General features: G+C 57.7%; 14 protein-coding genes. 10 read left to right on the plus strand and 4 right to left on the minus strand.

The window, feature by feature from the left end; translation table 11 throughout:
- The first annotated feature begins 1 nt into the window (after nt 1).
- The gene (locus R1T46_RS12995; RefSeq protein ID WP_041333270.1) at nt 2-769 is read left to right on the plus strand and encodes a general secretion pathway protein GspB; all 768 of its coding nucleotides are present in this window, start codon (nt 2-4) and stop codon (nt 767-769) included.
- On the plus strand, nt 769-2,958 hold the full coding sequence (dinG, locus tag R1T46_RS13000; RefSeq protein ID WP_041333272.1) for an ATP-dependent DNA helicase DinG: 2,190 nt from the start codon (nt 769-771) through the stop codon (nt 2,956-2,958). The genes R1T46_RS12995 and dinG overlap by 1 nt, the downstream gene beginning before the upstream one ends.
- 291 nt (nt 2,959-3,249) lie before the next feature.
- On the opposite strand, the gene R1T46_RS13005 is transcribed toward dinG, so the two are convergent.
- On the minus strand, nt 3,250-5,973 hold the full coding sequence (locus R1T46_RS13005; protein ID WP_317305699.1) for a LuxR C-terminal-related transcriptional regulator: 2,724 nt from the start codon (nt 5,971-5,973) through the stop codon (nt 3,250-3,252).
- 248 nt (nt 5,974-6,221) lie between these two features.
- Here R1T46_RS13005 and cysB point away from each other — a divergent pair, with 248 nt between their 5' ends.
- Nucleotides 6,222-7,199 carry an HTH-type transcriptional regulator CysB gene (gene cysB, locus R1T46_RS13010; protein ID WP_317305700.1) on the plus strand — a complete coding sequence of 326 codons (978 nt, stop codon included), beginning with the start codon at nt 6,222-6,224 and terminating at the stop codon, nt 7,197-7,199.
- Nucleotides 7,200-7,213: 14 nt separating this feature from the next.
- Here the strand turns inward: cysB and R1T46_RS13015 are convergent, their stop codons facing one another.
- Nucleotides 7,214-7,936, minus strand: a complete 723-nt coding sequence (locus tag R1T46_RS13015) for a phosphoadenylyl-sulfate reductase (RefSeq protein ID WP_007152588.1) — start codon at nt 7,934-7,936, stop codon at nt 7,214-7,216.
- Nucleotides 7,937-8,135: 199 nt separating this feature from the next.
- On the opposite strand from R1T46_RS13015, the gene thrH reads away from it, so the two are divergent.
- Entirely contained in the window at nt 8,136-8,747 is a 612-nt protein-coding gene (gene thrH, locus R1T46_RS13020) for a bifunctional phosphoserine phosphatase/homoserine phosphotransferase ThrH (RefSeq protein ID WP_007152589.1), read from the plus strand.
- 64 nt (nt 8,748-8,811) lie between these two features.
- Here thrH and pabB read toward each other — a convergent pair whose 3' ends face one another.
- On the minus strand, nt 8,812-10,110 hold the full coding sequence (pabB, locus tag R1T46_RS13025) for an aminodeoxychorismate synthase component I (RefSeq protein WP_317305702.1): 1,299 nt from the start codon (nt 10,108-10,110) through the stop codon (nt 8,812-8,814).
- Between the two features lie 163 nt (nt 10,111-10,273).
- On the opposite strand from pabB, the gene R1T46_RS13030 reads away from it, so the two are divergent.
- Both R1T46_RS13030 and R1T46_RS13035 read left to right on the plus strand, forming a co-directional pair.
- Entirely contained in the window at nt 10,274-10,831 is a 558-nt protein-coding gene (locus R1T46_RS13030) for a hypothetical protein (RefSeq protein WP_144402168.1), read from the plus strand.
- A 186-nt stretch (nt 10,832-11,017) separates the two neighbouring features.
- Nucleotides 11,018-11,968, plus strand: coding sequence for a DUF6160 family protein (locus R1T46_RS13035; RefSeq protein WP_041333282.1), 951 nt, complete (start codon nt 11,018-11,020; stop codon nt 11,966-11,968).
- A gap of 140 nt (nt 11,969-12,108) precedes the next feature.
- Here R1T46_RS13035 and R1T46_RS13040 read toward each other — a convergent pair whose 3' ends face one another.
- Nucleotides 12,109-12,741, minus strand: coding sequence for a hypothetical protein (locus R1T46_RS13040; RefSeq protein WP_317305703.1), 633 nt, complete (start codon nt 12,739-12,741; stop codon nt 12,109-12,111).
- A gap of 225 nt (nt 12,742-12,966) precedes the next feature.
- Here R1T46_RS13040 and R1T46_RS13045 point away from each other — a divergent pair, with 225 nt between their 5' ends.
- The 4 genes from R1T46_RS13045 (at nt 12,967) to R1T46_RS13060 (ending at nt 17,615) form a co-directional block, all read left to right on the plus strand.
- Nucleotides 12,967-14,010 (plus strand): DUF58 domain-containing protein, encoded by a 1,044-nt coding sequence (locus R1T46_RS13045; protein WP_317305704.1) that lies wholly within the window; start codon nt 12,967-12,969, stop codon nt 14,008-14,010.
- Nucleotides 14,007-16,088 (plus strand): transglutaminaseTgpA domain-containing protein, encoded by a 2,082-nt coding sequence (locus tag R1T46_RS13050; protein ID WP_317305706.1) that lies wholly within the window; start codon nt 14,007-14,009, stop codon nt 16,086-16,088. The genes R1T46_RS13045 and R1T46_RS13050 overlap by 4 nt, the downstream gene beginning before the upstream one ends.
- A gap of 25 nt (nt 16,089-16,113) precedes the next feature.
- On the plus strand, nt 16,114-17,118 hold the full coding sequence (gene holB, locus R1T46_RS13055; protein ID WP_317308311.1) for a DNA polymerase III subunit delta': 1,005 nt from the start codon (nt 16,114-16,116) through the stop codon (nt 17,116-17,118).
- Between the two features lie 146 nt (nt 17,119-17,264).
- Nucleotides 17,265-17,615: a PilZ domain-containing protein gene (locus R1T46_RS13060; RefSeq protein WP_007152597.1), complete on the plus strand. Its 351-nt coding sequence runs from the start codon at nt 17,265-17,267 to the stop codon at nt 17,613-17,615.
- The last annotated feature ends 1 nt before the right edge of the window (nt 17,616 follow it).

Raw genomic sequence — 17,616 nt, forward strand, 5'->3', positions numbered from 1 at the left:
CATGTCCTATATCCTTGATGCTCTCCGCAAATCCGAAACTGAAAGACGGCAGGGTCGGATTCCGGACCTTGGCCAGCAGGTACAGCTGATCCACAAACCACGGAAAAAATCGATTCCGATTCTGGTGTGGGTTGCGCTGGGGCTGGTGCTCAACGCGGCTGTATTGGCCTGGATCTTCTGGCCCCAGGGGCGTCAGGCTTCCCTGACGGATCAAACAATCCCGTCGGCTGGCGTGGCTGCGCCCGCACCCACACCCACCGTTGAACCGGTTATAGTTGATGACAAGCCGGAACCTGCGGGCCAGGTATCGACGCCCGAACGTGTACAATCGCCGCCGACCCGTGACACGCTCGAGGGTGCTATCGAGATTCCAACACCGGGAGCGAATACCGACTCTCCAGCGGATGCGGTAGCGGAAACCGGTGACGAGAATGAGCGGGAGCGACCCACGGTGATTGTGCCCACGCCGCGAACGCCAAGTGCCGTCAATCCCAGCGAGCGGGACGGTGCCACCGCACAGACGGCGCCGCACCTTGTAGAGCTTCCACTTTCCTTCCAGAAAAGGGTGCCAGACCTGATTTTTAACAGCCATATCTATGCGTCCGAGCCGTCGGCCCGCCGGGTCATGATCAATGACAACTACCTGCGCCCCGGAGAGTCGTTTTCCGGTATCACCGTCGAACGGATTACCGAGGAAGGCGTGGAGCTGAGCATGGATGGCCGTCGCTTCCGGGTGGGTGTGGTTCGCAACTGGGTGAGCCCCGACTGATGGCACTCACCGAGGACGTCAAACAGCAGATTCAGCAGACCTACCGTGACGTGTTGGCCGGCAAGGACATCCGCGCCCGTTACGGCCAGCGCCTGATGATCGCCGAGATCGCCCGCTACATGGGCGAGATCACCGAGAATGACGGCCAGCGCACGTCACCAGCCGGCACCTGCGTGGTGGAGGCGGGCACAGGCACGGGCAAGACCCTGGCCTATTTGATTGCCGCCATTCCGGTGGCCCGTGCCCTTGGCAAGACACTGGTGATATCAACAGCGACCGTTGCCCTGCAGGATCAGATCGTCCACAAAGACCTTCCGGACCTGAAAAAGCACAGCAAACTGGATTTTACCTGGACCCTTGCCAAAGGTCGTGGCCGCTACTTGTGTATGTCTCGTCTCGAAGCTCGTCTGCATGACGAGGGTAACGGCGACAGCGATACCATGCCGCTGTTCCTGCTGGATGGGCCCGGCAAGGAAGAACCCGGCACCCGGGCCTATTTTGAAGACATGCTGGCCAGTTACGGGTCCCGGAAGTGGGACGGTGATCGCGACCATTGGCCGGATCAGATACCCGATGACATCTGGCGCCAGGTCACCACCGACCATCGTCAATGTACCAATCGCCACTGTAGCTATTTCGACAGCTGTGCCTTCTTCGACGCCCGAAAAGACCTCGATGATGCCGACATCGTGGTGGCCAACCACGACCTGGTGCTGGCAGACCTTGCCCTTGGCGGTGGTGCCATTCTGCCGGAGCCGGAAAATGCATTGTTTATCTTTGATGAGGCACATCACCTGCCGGACAAGGCACTGAATCACTTTGCGGCGTCGGTGCCGCTGAATGCCACGCGGCAATGGCTCAAGCAGCTATCCCAGGCACTGGGAAAGATGCAGCCGTTCCTCACGCCCGGCACCCAGGCCGCGAAGACCATCGACAGGATCAGTTCCGCCTCCCGTGAAGTGGATATCTGTCTGACGAGGGTATACGACGAGGCCGAACAGAATACCGGTTGGGAGTTCAATGAGGAGCGACGCTCCGCCCAGTGGCGCTACCCGGAGGGCGAATTGCCCGAGGTGCTTGCCGGCCTGGCGGTGGAAACCCGGGTGGCGACGGCCACCCTGGTTCGCCAGCTTGGTGTGATGGTGGACGAATTACAGACGGCCTTCGATGAACGCAAGGCCAGCGATGTCGACCGCGATACTGCGGAATCCTGGTATCCGGTGATTGGATCGTTCCACAGCCGTGCTGAGGACCAACTGCGGTTGTGGGTCGCGTGGTGTGATAATCCGGGCCAACCGGCCAGTGAGCCGGCAGAAGGTGAGGAATCAGCGCCTGAGCCTAAGAAGCGGTCCGGGCCACCGGCCGCCCGTTGGTCGGTGCGACAGCGCTGGGAACACGCGGAAGACATTACGCTCTACAGTAGCCCGGTGCTGGCGGATAATCTGCTTTATTCCAGGCTCTGGTCGCGGGCCTATGGCGCTGTGTTGACCAGTGCAACCCTGACCGCCCTTGGGCGCTTTGATCGGCTCAAGGCCAGAGCAGGTTTGCCCGAAGCCAGCCGCTTCGTGGTGGTGCCCAGTTCCTTCCGCTATGGCGAAATGGCAACCGTGGAAGTACCGGCCATGACCGCCATGCCCACGGACGATAGCTTTACGGACCAGGTGGTGTCGCGGCTACCGGCCTTGTGGGCCGGGGAGAAGGCGACACTGGTACTGTTTACCTCCAGGCGCCAGATGCAGTTGGTGCGGGATGCCCTGGCGCCGGAATACCCGGATCTGATCACCACTCAGGACGATATGGCCAAGGGCGAGGTCCTGCGCCGCCATTGCAGCCGTGTAGATGAGGGGCTGCCCAGTGTGTTGTTCGGTGTGGCAAGTTTTGCAGAGGGCATTGACCTGCCTGGCAAGTACCTGAGCCATGTGGTGATTACCCGACTGCCGTTTTCGGTACCGGATGATCCCATCGAAGCCAGCCTGGCGGAATGGGTGACGCACCGCGGCGGTAACCCGTTCATGGAAATAACCGTACCCGACGCCTCCATCAAACTGGTGCAGGCCGTTGGTCGCCTGCTACGGACCGAGTCGGACACCGGCCGCGTCACCATCCTTGATCGTCGCATCATCGCCCGTCGATACGGGCAGTTGTTGTTGGACGCCTTACCGCCTTTCCGGCGAATCATAGAGCCCTGATCAATAGAGCCCTGATAAAAAGAGAGCCATAAAAAAAGAGCCAACCCATGTGGGTGGCTCTTATAGAGTGGGTCCTTATCGAACCCGGGCGTCGAAACAACGCGGAACAAGAAGTCTGAAGGCCTGAAGTTTCAGAAATCTTACCGAGGTTTCCCTCAGCGTTGGGAGCATAGTAAGGGAGGAGGGGGCGTATCCGGATCGTCCAAAGGGCGTAGTGGGCGTATAAAATTCGACAAAAGTGTGATGCGCGTCACAAAAGTTGCCCGAAAGACAGCTTCAGTGAGTCAAGAGTCAGGCCAGTAGCCGAAGTTCCCTTGCTCTTGCCAACGCCTCGGTGCGGGATCCGACTGCAAGCTTGCCGTAAAGGTTGCGAATGTGGGCTTTTACGGTGGTAGGCGCCACCCCCATCGTGTTTGCGATGTCCTTGTTGGCGAGGCCCTGATTGATGAGATCCAGCACTTCCAGTTCCCGCTGACTCAGGGGTTCGGGGAGATCTGTGTTGCCCGGGGCCGCCTGCGTATCCCTCTGCGAGTCTTCCGGCTCTGTTTCAGCGGTTTCTGCCTCTGCCAGTTCCGAGAGCATGGCTGTGACCCGGCTGTTCCAGCGGCCCGGCGCCTTGAGAACCGGCAGCGCTCTACACAGCTGGCGGATGGTAGGACTCTCCTCCGCAAGCAGGCGCATGAATCCGGCCTCTGATGCCCGCTGGACGGCCTGGGCCAGCATCTGTTCCGCTTCTATCGTTTTACCTTCGGCGAACAGCGCCTCGCTGTAGACCAACTGGATTTCCACCAGATGGCGGTAGTGCTGATCCTGCTCTGCGCTGAGTCGGAGGGGGGCCAAAGTTGCCATGGCGTCGCTCGGGCGGCCCAGTGCCACCTGAACACGGGCGATGCTGATTTGGTTCTGTTCCCGGTTCAGCGGATTGGTGAACCGGTCAGTGCTCACCTGTTGCACCCATTTTTTCGCCAGATCCAGATGACCGGTGGCGAGATAGCAACGTGCCAGCATGGCAGAACAGGCGGGCGGCTCGAAAACGATATGCTCCCGACGACGCCTTGCCACGCTGGCGGCATCCTCCAGCGCCTCAATAGCCTCCTGGTAACGCCCCTCACTGAAAGCGAGATGCCCGCGCACGTACTGGATAACCACGTGCTGCCCGGGTTCGGTGCCATTGTTGACGTGGTCCAGCAGCGGGGCCAGATAGGAGGCGGCCAACTGGGGCTCGTTGCGTTCCCGGTAGATCTCGATCAGGGCGCTGTTCTGCCAGCATGATATCAACATCGGTTGGCGGGGGTCACTGTGGTGCTGGTCGACCCATTGCCGCACACGGGTACAGGTATCCAACGCCTCGTCGATATCTCCGCGGTTGTACTGAATCCAGGCGAGCAGGCCGCCGCTTGAGAGCACGGTGCTGGGCTTACGCTCCAATTCTCCATAACGCACGGCGGAGGTCAGGGCGTCCTCGGCGGCCGCCAGGTCCCCCTTGCCGTAATAGTCCAGGCCCACTCCGTAATAGGTCACGGACTTCAAGGGTATGCGGGTGTGGTCAATGTCACGCAACACCTGTTGGGTCAGATCGCTGGCGCTCTTATCGTCGCTCTTTGATCGCGCCAGGTAGGAGCGGATTAGCGAAATCTCACTCTGCAGGCCCAGAGCACCTTCCGCATCGGGATGGGAATCGGCCACCTGCTTGTCGAGCATATCTTCCAGTTCGCCCAGGAGAGGCCCCAGCATGTCTACCCGGTTGGCGAAAAACAGCGCCCACACTCTCAGCATCAACAGTTGTGGACTGTCCTGCAGGGTGTTGGTGGGCAGGGAATCCAACCAGCTCAGCACGGGCAGGTGAAAACCGCCGTGGATCAGGTTGTTGCCGTGTTCGGCCAGTACCTTAGCGAGCCAGGGCCAGTCCTGATGCTGGACAATCTGGGAAATTCCTTCCTGAACGTGGCCATGAACCAACAACCAGTGGACCGCTCGCTGCCATTGCTGTTCAGTATCTTCCGGCTTGAACTGTCTCACTCGCTGCAGCAGTGCATCCCGGAACAGGTCGTGGTACCGGAACCATTCATTATGGGTATCCAGCGGAATCAGAAACAGGTTTTCCCGTAGCAGCTGTTCCAACAGGACCTGGCTGTTGGTGGTGCCGCGAACGGCGTCGCAGAGAGAGGCGCACAGCCGGGGACAGCAGGCGGTGTCTAGCAGGAAGTCTCGCACCGGCGCAGGTTGCTGCTCCAGCACCTCGGTTAGCACATAATCACTGATGCGGCGTTCGTCCAGGTCGATGCGTTGGTGGCCAGCTCTGGGGTTCTGATCATCGATGCTGCCGCCCGACAGCGCGGACAATTGCATGGCGGCAACCCAACCCTCGGTTTTGCTGCAGATCCTGCGAATTTCCTGCTCGGAGAGCTCGAGTCCCATGGTGTCGTGGAAAAAGCGCTGGCACTCCTCCTCGGAGAACGCCAGAAGACCCGGGTGTATGTCCTCCACCCAGCGGCGCACCCGCCAGCGTGAGAGTGGCAGGGCCGGTTCCGTGCGGGATGCGAGAGTTACCAGAACACCAGGCGGCAGGTAATCCATAAAATAAGACACCTGGCGCTGCAGTTGTGGGTCGCTGATAAAGTGATAGTCGTCCAGGATAAGCGTCCAGGGCGCTCCATCGGCGGCGAGAACGTTAATCAGCGCGGTAATGGGGCCTTCCAGTTCCTGGAGGCTGCAATGGCTGAGTTGTTGGCGGCATTGCTCCAGACCTACGAGGCCATTGTGTTCAAACGCTCCCACCACGTACTGCCAGAATCGGCGGGGTTCGTCATCATGCTCATCCAGGGATAGCCAGGCAACCGTAGACGGGGACCGGGAACACCATTGGCTGACCAATGTGGTTTTGCCAAAACCCGCTGGCGCCACTACCAGATTCAACCGCTTGGCACCGTCCGGCTGCAGCAGAGTGCTCAGGCGATCCCGTTGTACCGAACGGGGATCCGCGGTTGGTCTGAGAAATTTGGTGGTTAGCAGCATCGTTTCCCTGAATGCCCGTAGTTGGTTCGATTACGGATTGTGTGCTTTGTCACCGTTAAGTCAAGGGCCGCAAAGACAAATGACGCCGTCGTCATGCTGCGTTCTGTGTTTTTTGGTCTAAACTGTGTTGGAAGGGATTCTGTATACTCAATAAGAATGAAAAATCACGTCTTTATGCGTATTCTTCTAATAAGACCAGCGTATACAAGCCCGGCTTACACCGGGCTCCAAGGGGAGCGACAGGGTAGATGAAATTACAACAGTTGCGCTATATCTGGGAAGTTGCGCACCATGATCTCAATGTATCCGCCACTGCCCAGAGCCTTTTCACGTCACAACCGGGAATATCCAAGCAGATCCGCCTTCTGGAAGATGAACTGGGGCTGGAAGTCTTTGCCCGCAGCGGCAAACACCTCACCCGTATTACACCCGGTGGTGAGATTATCATTCGTGAAGCGGGTGAAATACTGCGCCGCGTGGAAGGCATCAAGAAAATCGCACAGGAGTTCAGCAACCAGCGTAAGGGCGACCTGAGTATCGCGACGACCCATACCCAGGCCCGCTATGCGCTGCCGCCCATTATTCAGGGCTTTATCGAGTCCTACCCCGAGGTGTCCCTGCACATGCACCAGGGCACACCCATGCAGATTTCCGAAATGGCCGCCAATGGCGCCGTGGACTTCGCCATCGCCACCGAAGCCATGGAGTTGTTCAACGACCTGATCATGATGCCGTGCTATAAATGGAACCGCAGCATCATCGTGCCAAAGGACCATCCCCTGGCCAGGAACCCCGAACTGACGTTGCCGGACCTTGCCGAGTTCCCGCTGGTCACCTACGTGTTTGGCTTTACCGGCCGTTCGAAGCTGGATGAGGCATTCCAGGCCCACGGGCTGACCCCGAAAGTGGTGTTTACGGCCGCCGATGCAGACGTGATCAAGACATACGTACGGCTGGGCCTTGGGGTTGGGATCATCGCCAGCATGGCGTTTGATGAGCACAATGACCCGGACCTTGTGTGCCTGGACGCCAGTAAACTCTTCCGCCCGAGCGTGACCCGGATCGGCTTCCGTAAGGGAACCTTCCTGCGGGGCTACATGTACGATTTCATCCAGCGATTTGCGCCACATCTGACCCGTGAGCGGGTGGATGAAGCGGTGACTCACCAGGGCAGCAGGGCGGAGATCGAGGAACTGTTCAACGACATCGATCTGCCGACCTACTGACGTTTCTGGAGGGTTTATTCGCGGGCAATCAGGTTCCCGGCGTGTAAGCCACATTCCTTCTGTGTGGCTTCTTCCCACCACCAGCGGCCCTCGCGCTCGTGCTGTCCAGGCAGGATGGGGCGTGTGCAGGGTTCGCAGCCAATGCTGACAAAACCCTTTTCGTGCAGTTTGTTGTAGGGAGCTTCCGTCATCCGGATATAGTCCCAGACTTCCTTCGAGCTCCAGTTTGCCAGCGGGTTAAATTTCACCAGCGTTTTCTCGTCCGTTGAGAAGGCGTCGTCAATCTGCACTACCGGCACGTCATTGCGGGTGCCGGGGCTCTGGTCCTTGCGCTGGCCGGTAATCCACGCATCCACGGTGGCCAGTTTGCGCCGTAACGGATTGACCTTGCGGATGCCGCAGCACTCGCCATGGCCGTCCTCATAGAAACTGAACATACCCTTACGGGTGACCAGGTCCTGTACTTCCGCCGCATCGGGGAACATCACCTCAATGTTAATGCCATAGTGCTCGCGGACCCGATCAATGAATTGATAGGTTTCCGGGTGAAGGCGTGCCGTATCCAGGGTGAATACCTGAAGGTTGTCAGTCAGCTTGTGGGCCAACTCAATCAGTGCGACGTCTTCCGCACCGCTGAAGGAAATGGCAATGTTGTCGTACTTCGCCAGAGCGGCCTTGAGGATAGCCCTGGGGCTCGCGCCTTCAAGCTCGGCCTGTAACTGTGCAATGTCCGTCATTTGAAAGGATCACCTGGAGTGTAAATGTGTGATAAATCTACCATTAACCGATAGCAGTCTGAAGGAATGGGGGAGTATATCGTTATAGCCGCACAGATGTACGATGCATTCCGCCCCGGTTTTTCTTATCATACCGCCTGATTCCAATCCCCGGCGGGAATCGCCGGGCTGACCAGCATTTAACTATCAGGAGACCATTGTGGAACTTGCGTGCCTTGACCTTGAAGGAGTACTGATCCCGGAAATCTGGATCGCGTTTGCGGAAAAAACCGGCATTGAGGAGCTCAAGGCGACCACCCGCGACATTCCTGATTACGACGTGCTTATGCAGCAACGTCTGAAATTGTTGGACCAGCACGGCTATGGCCTGCCGCAGATCCAGGAAGTGATCGGCGAATTGGACCCATTGCCCGGTGCCCGGGAATTCCTGGACTGGCTGCGGGAGCGGTTCCAGGTGGTGATTCTTTCCGACACCTTCTACGAATTCGCCATGCCACTGATGGCCAAGCTGGGCTATCCGGCACTGCTTTGCCACAAGCTGGAAGTGAACGACGAAGGCAGGATCACTGATTACCTGCTGCGCCAGCGTGACCCGAAGCGCCAGTCAGTGCGTGCCTTTCAGCTACTGAACTACCGCGTTATCGCGGCGGGTGATTCCTACAACGACACCACCATGCTGGGCCAGGCGGAAGCGGGCATCCTGTTCCACGCGCCGCAGAACGTGATTGAGGAGTTCCCCCAGTTCCCGGCGGTACATACGTTTGAAGAGCTTAAAGGCGAGTTCCTGAAAGCCAGTGCCATCCATAACTGATTGTGCGGACCCTTGGCCGGGGCAAGCTCTTTGCCCTGGCGTTTCCGCCTTTGCGAGCCACTCTCTACAGCGCTTCCAGAACGTTCATCAGCTTCTGAACTTTGTCCACGGATTCCCGGTATTCATCATCCGGATCTGAATCCGCGACGATGCCACATCCCGCCCAGCAGTGAATCTGCCCGTCCGAATCCGTCATCAGGGTGCGGATGGCAATATTGCTTTCCAGGTTATTGCAGAAATCCCAACGGAAGATCGAGCCGCAGTAGGGCCCGCGACGATGTGGTTCCAGGTCGTCGATAATCTCCATCGCCCTGCGTTTGGGCGCGCCTGTGATCGAGCCGCCCGGGAAGGCAGAGAGAAGGGCTTTTAACGGTGTGGTTCCTGGCTGTAGCCGGCCTTCCACCGTGCTGACCAGTTGATGGACATTTTCATAGCTTTCGATACTGAAAAGCCGGGGCACCGAGACGGAAAACGGCTCGCAGAATCGCGACAGGTCGTTGCGGATCAGGTCCACGATCATCAGGTTTTCGGCCCGGTCCTTTTCAGCAGCGGCCAGGGATTCGGCAATCCGCTGGTCGTTCGCCGGCGAGTTCAGATCCCGGGGCCGGGTACCCTTGATGGGTTTGCTGATGACCCTGTTGCCATCTTCAATACTCAGGAACAGCTCTGGTGAAATGCTGAGGACCTGATAGGAACCAGCGTTGATGTACGCAGCGTGGGGGACCGGAACGGCCTGGCACAAAGCTCGGAACGCTGTGTACGGCTCGCCCTGGTAGCCGCCGGTGTACTTGTTGGACAGGTTGACCTGATAGCAGTCCCCGGCATGGATATAGCTAAGCACCCGGGATACGCCATTGCGGTAGTGTTCGGCGGGTTGGTCGGCTGTAAATCCCGGGCTGATGTGAAAAGGAGTAGGGCGCGTCGGCTTTTCGCCGGTGAGGTTCAGCACCCGTTCACGGGTTCTATCGTCACACTCGGGATGAAAATCGAGCCTGGGCGAATTGGCACCCGAAACATCCAGCGTCAGCTGCCAGAGATAAAGCCCAATATAGCCATAATCCCTCTCACTGGCCTCGCCGGAGAATCCGGGGACCGTGTGGTTGCCAGCCTCGTAAAACAGGGTGCCCATGATGCCGCCTGCCAGTTCCCGGCTCGACGCTTCAGCCAGTCCTGCCCAAGCCTGCTCCAGCACGTCCGTCAGGCGTGAGAACGATAGCGCGTCCTTGGGGACTGGCCAATGTTTCAGCGGGAACGCCGTGACAATCCGCCGTTGCCTGCCGGCGTCGGTGTAGTCGATAAACCCATGTTGGCTGCTGATCTGTGAAACGAGGCGCTCTGCCTCTTCCGCACTTAATGTTTTCACGATGTTACATACTTAACAAAATCTTGCATGGGTTCACGGTAGCCTGTGCGGCAAGTCACCTGACTTCGGGCTCGAAAAGGCTTGGGCCGGTGCATTCTAAACAATAATCCTAAGGGCAGTAACCAGTATGAAGACTTGTAACGGCATTGGTAAGCGATTTGTCTTGGCGATGATCGCCGGATGTGCGATTTCCACCGCGGCGTTGGCGCAGGATGCGATTGATCGGGAAGATCATGTGCTATCCGATGGCAAGCTGGACGACAAAGACCTGGCCGCGGTGGTTGCGGTTGCTCAGAGGCATCTCAGGGAAATGACGGACCAGGTGGTCAATCAGGCGGGCGATGAACTCGAGGAAGCTGGCATCTTTCGTCCGATGGCTTTCATGGTCATGAAGTCTGACAAGGTTCAACAAATGAGATTGGAAGAGGAAGCTGAGCAGGCCCCTGGAAATGTAAAGGTTTTAATGTATCGCGCTGGGCTAAAGGCCATTGCGCGCCGAGGTGAAATTCATGCGGCGGTCATTGCCTACCCAGGAAGCGTTGAAAAAAATGGCGAGACGATCCGAGCAATGGCTCTGGAGCATGAGCATAGGCTTGGAGTTTCTGGAATCAAGCTGATACCGGTCAGATTGGAGGATGGTGAAGCAAGTTTCGGTGAACCGATGTCTCAGGATAAGCCATTTCAGATCTTCTATGATGCAAAAAAGGAGAGTGACGAATGAGCCAAGTGCATGAATTTATAGTGAATAAGTTGCTTTTATTAAGAACTGCTTTGTTTTGTGACAATTTGTGAATGCATTCACGGAACCAGAGTGTAAAACAATCTTAAATGGAGTGGTGAGGTTGAGCCTCACAACAAAGTTAAAAAGTTCAACTGGATAACAATAAGTTCAATCAAGGAGAACAATATGAAAGGCCTGAAGAAACTTGCACTGGCAACAGCCGTTGCCGCTGCGCCCTTCGCCGCTCAAGCCGAGCTGCAGGCGATGGACGACAGCATGATGGGTAACGTCACCGGTCAGGCCGGTGTGACCATTGAGCTGGAAACTCAGGTAAACATTGGTCAGTTTACCTACACGGACGAAGGTACATTCGCCGTAAAGGACATCGCTCTCGGTGGTGCGTTGGCCAGTAGCTCTCAGTCTGCAGCTGACTATGCCGCAGCTACCGGTGCAGGCGCTTTGCTGGACCAACTGAAAATCGACATCGACATCGCTGACGATGGCGACGCTGTCATTCACGTTGGTTCCCTGCAAACCGACGGCAGTGGTAACCCTGTACCCATCGACTGGGGTTTCACCGCTGGATCCATGGAGCTTAACGGTAACGGTGGCGAAAACACCGTTCTGGTTTCGAACATGGACGCCTGGGGTCTCCTCGGTGCTCTGGATATCCGTGTAGATACGGATAACGTTACAGACGGAGCTGGAAACGAAATGGCGGGCACCGGCACCCTTAATTTGGATGCAGCGTTCACCGTTAACGAAATGAGCTTCGATGTTGACTTCCTCGGCGTTGGTGTCCGCGGAATGACCATCAATAGCTCCGAGTCTGGCGGTGAAGTGCTTGGGGCCGCTGGTCTGGCAGCTGTATTCGCGGAAGATCCTACTGCTCCGACCGCTGAAGAGCAGCGCAAGATCGGATTGGCGCAGGCTGGATTTGCAATCATCGGCCTGGACATCTACAAGGGTGACGGTCTCGGTGCTTCCACAGCGACCAACGTACTGCGTGTAGATGTTGATGACGTCCTGATGGACATCAACGTTGCCGAAACCGTTATCGGCGGTGCAAACATCGGTACTATCGGTATCGACAACCTGCACATCAGCAACACCAAGCTGGCTGTATACGGAAAATAAGCTGATCGCATAACACCTCTGGTGTGAACGCCCCGCCCTGCGGGGCGTTTTTTTTTGCCTGCTATAAAGTGCAGGCAAAAAAAGAGCGGTGACTCGCAAGGAGTTACCGCTCTTTGTGTTTCGGACCTGTAGAGATAGTTTTAGCGATCCGGCACCGCTATAGACAGATCAAACCCACCGCCAGGACGGGGTGTTAATGTGATCGGGTCTTCGTTAATGCCATGGGGCACCTGGATCGTATCAATACCCGGCGGGTTGCCTATGGTGAAGTTCAGGTTCTGGCCATCAAACCCAACGCCCAGTTGATCGTTCAGAAAGGTCTGACTGAACGGCTCATCCGGTATCTGGGCCTGCTGCCCGAAGATAATGGGCGGAATGGTGGGGGTGAACTCCGCAGGCGGCTGCGCCCGGGCAAGTTCTTCTTGTGGCAACAGCAAGGCACGACGGAGGAATTCCTCCTCCGCGCTCTCGAGGGCGCCTTTCTTGCCTTCCCGTTCGAAGCGCTCAAGAGCGTCGCGATAGGCTTCCTCTTCCGCTTCCGTTAGCACCGGTTCACCCGGCGAAATGGTCAGCGAGCGGATGATCCGCTGCCGATCGGCGTCGGTTTTCCGCCTTTCCTTTGGAACCACGATGACAGCGGAATCCTTTACATAGGTTTCTACCATCTCATCGGAGGTCAGGGCCTGTACCCCGGCCATCAGCGGGGAGCTAAACGAAACAGCCAGGCTGGCCGTACCAGCCAGAGCGATGTACAAGGGTGTTCGGCGGTTCATGGCGTAGCCTCTTGCCGTGTCCAAACGCGAAATGGAGGCGCTTCCGACACTAAACTGCAGTCAGTATGCTCCTTGGTAGCAGTATTCTTCTCAGAGATTTGGATTTCAAGGCGATTTTGTGGTGTTTGTGATCAGAATCGGACTATTGTCAGTATTCTTCTGTAAAACCACGCAAACGTGTTTATATAACAGGCGTAACCATCCAGTTTTTGTAACAGGACTCTTATGTTGAAGGCATTTCGTTCGCGATGGCAGCGCTGGGTCAACCAGCGGATTCCGCGAGCCGATCAGCGAATATTCGGACAGCGCAATGTTTTTATCCTGCCCACGGGTGCCGGGGTGGTGTTTGCCGGTTTACTGTTGATCATGCTGATTACCGGAATTAACTACCAGAACAGCCTGATATACATGCTCACATTTCTGTTGGGCGCAGTAGTTGTTGCGGCCATGCACCAGACCCACCGCAACCTGTCGGGGCTGGAACTGACACTCATACAGGCCGGTGATGGCTTTGCCGGCGATACGATACCCTTCCGTTTAAGGGCTGTGTCGCCCCGCCATGACTCGCTGGCGATATCCCTGTTCTGCGATGACAGTCAACTCGAAAACCAGCACGTACCAGCCGGGCAGCAGGTGGATATGACCCTGGCCATACCGTCCTATCGTCGTGGCTACCTGCAGCCGGAACGTATCCGCGTGGAAACCCGCTTTCCTTTTGGCCTTTTCAAGGCCTGGTCCTGGCTGCGGCCGGTCACGTCCGGCATTGTCTATCCAAACCCTCTGGCCGCCCCGGATGTGACCAGCACGGTTCAGGACGGAGAGGAGCAATCGAAGGCCCGCTCGACGGATGGCAATGACCATGCCGACATTCGGCCCTGGCGTGAGGGGGATCTGAGCCAGAGGGTTCAGTGGAAACGATACGCCCGTACCGGTGAGATGGTGATTACCGATTGGGAAGGTGAACAGGGCAGCCCCTTCTGGCTTGATTACGACGCTTTCAGGGGCGTGGACCGTGAGCTGCGCCTGGGCTACCTGGCCCATCAGGTGATGGAGCGGGCCCGCAACAACAGCCGGTTCGGGTTGAATCTGCCGGGGCAGGTGATTGAACCGGACACCGGCGCCGCTCACGCCAATCGGTGCCTCAAGGCGCTGGCCATCTTTGGCCTTGAACAACCCCGGGAGGGAGGGCCCTTACCCCACGGTACCCGTTCTGATGAGGTGGGGAATCGGTCCTCCAAGTCGCCGGTTATTGGGGAGGGACGGGCATGATTCGCAGGTTCCTGAGTAACTCCCGTAGCTCAAGCTCGTTGCAGACTGCGAATTTGGTATCCGGTCGCGCGTTGATATGGCTGATTGCAGGGTTTGTGTTGTTACTGGTTCCCCAGTGGGATCGATTGCCGATCTGGCTGGTGGCCAGTTGCGCTGTACTTGCTGGCTGGCGCTGGCTGGCGCAATCCGGGCGGGTCAGGTTACCGGGAAGGTGGATGCGTACCGGGATCATGCTGGTACTGGTGGCTGTTTATATTGCGACGGTTCAGGGGCGCTTCACGGTTGATACCGCCGCGTCGTTTTTTGTGCTGGCGGTGGGACTTAAGTGGCTTGAAACCCGATCGACTCGGGATTTCTATGTGCTGTTTTTTATTCTGGTGTACCTGGCAACCGTGAATTTTCTGTTTCATCAGGAAATTCACTGGAGTGTCATTAATATTACCGGCGTTGCTTTGTTATTGGTTGGGCTGCAGGTGGTCAATGCGCCCGAAATCCCCGGTGCCATAAAAAAGGGATGGCGGCGCTTGGGGCTGATGCTGGTTAAGACCTTGCCGATTGTAGTACTCCTGTTCGTTTTCTTCCCGCGCATGGCACCGCTCTGGAGTGTGCCGCTGGTCTCAGGGGAAGCTCGAACCGGTATCAGCGACACCATGACTCCCGGCGATATTTCCAGCCTCGCCCAGAGCAGTGAGCGAGCCTTTCGCGTCACTTTTGGTGGCGAATTGCCGGCTTACCGGGATCGTTACTGGCGTGGGCTTATCCTGGATCGCCTGGACGGTGATACCTGGCAACAGGGCTTTGCAAAGCCGTTTCGTCGCCCGGGACGGGTTGCCGTGGACGGCGGCGTGGGGCCACTGGAGTCCAACCAGTACGACGTGTTGATGGAGCCGACGGACCAGACCTGGGCCTTTGCTCTGGAAGACTCCTTAGCGGTTTCCAACAACGTCAAGTCGACGGACGAGGGCCTGTTCCGGTTTGACCGGCCGGCTGACAGCGCGGTTCGTTATCGGATGGAGCTGGTCAGGAACCAACCAACGGAGGGCACCAGCGAGGAGCCCGGTAACCTTCAGCGCTATCTGCAATTACCGCAAAGCGGCAACCCGAGGGCAAGGGTGTTTGGGCAGCAACTGGCAGATCAACATGACAACAACCCTCAAGCGGTCGTGCAACAGCTTCTGAACCGCTTTCGGGAGCAGCCCTATTTCTATACCTTGCGCCCACCCGCCATGCCCGTGGACGGCATCGACAGCCTGTTGTTCGATGAAAAACGGGGATTTTGTGCCCATTACGCGGGCGCCACCACGTTTGTGTTGCGAGCGGCAGGCATTCCGGCGCGCGTTGTGGTCGGGTATCAAGGGGGAGAACCTGGAGCCGATGCTGAATACCTGATTGTGCGGCAGTACGATGCCCACGCCTGGGTGGAAGCGTGGTTCCCCGGCCAGGGTTGGGTGCGGGTGGACCCGACAGCTGCCATTGCTCCCGAGCGTATTGAGTTTGGTCTGCGGGAGGCGGTTGCCGAGGAAGGCTCGTTCCTTGAGAACGACTGGACATCGCCACAGCGTTACGGCGATTTGGCGGTGCTGCAGTGGGCCTCCCTGCAACTGGATAAGATCAACTACCACTGGCAGCGGTGGGTTGTCGGTTACCAGGGTCAGTCGCAGATGGACCTGATGTCGCGTTTGCCCGGTGGGATAGGAATGCGGGAGCTTGGCTATATCACCGCGGGCATTGTGGGTATGGCGCTGTTACTGGCGGGTTTGGTTACCGCCTGGCAATACCTCCGAGTCGAAAGCAGGGATCCGCTCGGCCGTCTCGTCAGCCGCTGGTACCGGTTGTGTGACCGTTCGGGAGTGCCGGTACGTCACGGTGAAACGCCCGCCCAACTGGCCTCCAGGCTCGCCCAGGCAAAACCCGCAGCGGCTGGCACGGCAACGGCTTTTGCCCGATTGATCAACAAACATTACTATGGCCGGGATTCCGAAACCGGTCATCATGGCGAACTGGCGAAAATGAAGCGATTGCTGGCCACGATGAAACGACAGGCGGATCGACCGTCAACCAGTTCATCAAAGGGGTGAATACGTGAACGCATCCATAGCAACCATGGCATGGCTTGAAGACGCCTGGAGCCGATTGCTCCAACGCATCGCCGGCAACCGGATGCCCCATGCCCTGATGGTGACGGGCGAGAACGGCGTGGGAAAGCGTCTGTTTGCCAACGCGCTGGCCGGGTTGCTGGTCTGTGAGAAGGCGGATATGGCCGCGGGGTCCCCTTGTGGCATCTGCAAGCAGTGCGAGTTGGTTGCCGCGGGCACCCATCCGGATATCCGAATTTACGCACCGGAAAAATCACGGATGATCAAGATTGATCAGATTCGTGCGCTGTCCGCATTCGCGGTCGGCTCTCCCCAGGTGGCCTCCCGCAAGGTGGCCATTATTGATCGGGCGGACCAGTTGAACATCAATTCCGCCAACGCGTTGCTGAAAACCCTGGAAGAACCCGCCGAAGATGTGGTGCTTCTGCTGCTGCAGGAGAGTGGCAGGCCGGTATTGCCGACGATCCGTTCCCGCTGCCAGAGTTTGCTGATCGCCACGCCGGACGGGGATCAGGCTGCTGGCTGGCTGGCGACGGCGGTCAAAGCGATGGATGGCGACAACAGACCAACGCCGGAGCAATGCGCTAAGGCGCTGGTACTTGCAGCCAATGCGCCGCGGCTGGCCCTGGAATATGCTACCGGAGAGTTTATTAGCCTGCGGGATGAGGCATTGGACAACTTCCGCCATTTCATGAAGGGTCAGCTCACTCTTTCCGAGGCTGCAAAGCCGTTCAAGGCAATGGGGCTTGAAAGTGCTCTATGGCTATTTGAAGGCTGGGCCGGTGACCTGGCCCGCATCAGTGCCGGCGGTCAGCCAAGGGATGCGGAAGCGGCAGACATGTTAACGTTCCTTGCCAGAAACAATCCTTCCTGGCGGGCCCATGAGCTCCTGGATGCGATCCACGAGTCCAGGTCCGCCGGCGTTTACAACGTGAACCCCGAGTTGGAAGCGGGCCGTTTGCTGATTGCATGGCAGAAACTCATGCCGCGCCGCAGACCAGCTACGGGATAAACGGAGCGGCCAAGGGCGCGGCAGGATAGGGCAGTGATTAACAACTACTGCTATGATTGCGGAATATCAGGAGTTTATTGACTCCGGTTGCTATTAATCCGGTTGCTATCGATACAGAGCGATCAATACAGAGAAAGGTGTTTACTATGGGGCCTGGTTTTGGCGCACGCAGTGGCATTCTCACGCTGACCATCAAGGACAAGGCGGTACTCTACGCCGCCTACATGCCTTATATCCGGCAGGGCGGGTTGTTTATTCCCACGCAAAAACAGTATCAATTGGGCGATGAAGTGTTCCTGTTGCTCAACCTGATGGATGAGCCGGAAAAAATCCCCGTGGCGGGCAAGGTGATCTGGATTACCCCGAAGGGTGCCCAGGGCAACCGTGCAGCGGGCATTGGTGTGCAGTTCGATGGTGAAGACGAAACCGCGCGTACCAAAATCGAGTCCTACCTGGCGGGTTCATTGAGCTCGGATCGACCCACCCACACGATGTAAG

Origin of the sequence: Marinobacter salarius, from assembly GCF_032922745.1 — a bacterium.
Lineage (GTDB): Bacteria > Pseudomonadota > Gammaproteobacteria > Pseudomonadales > Oleiphilaceae > Marinobacter.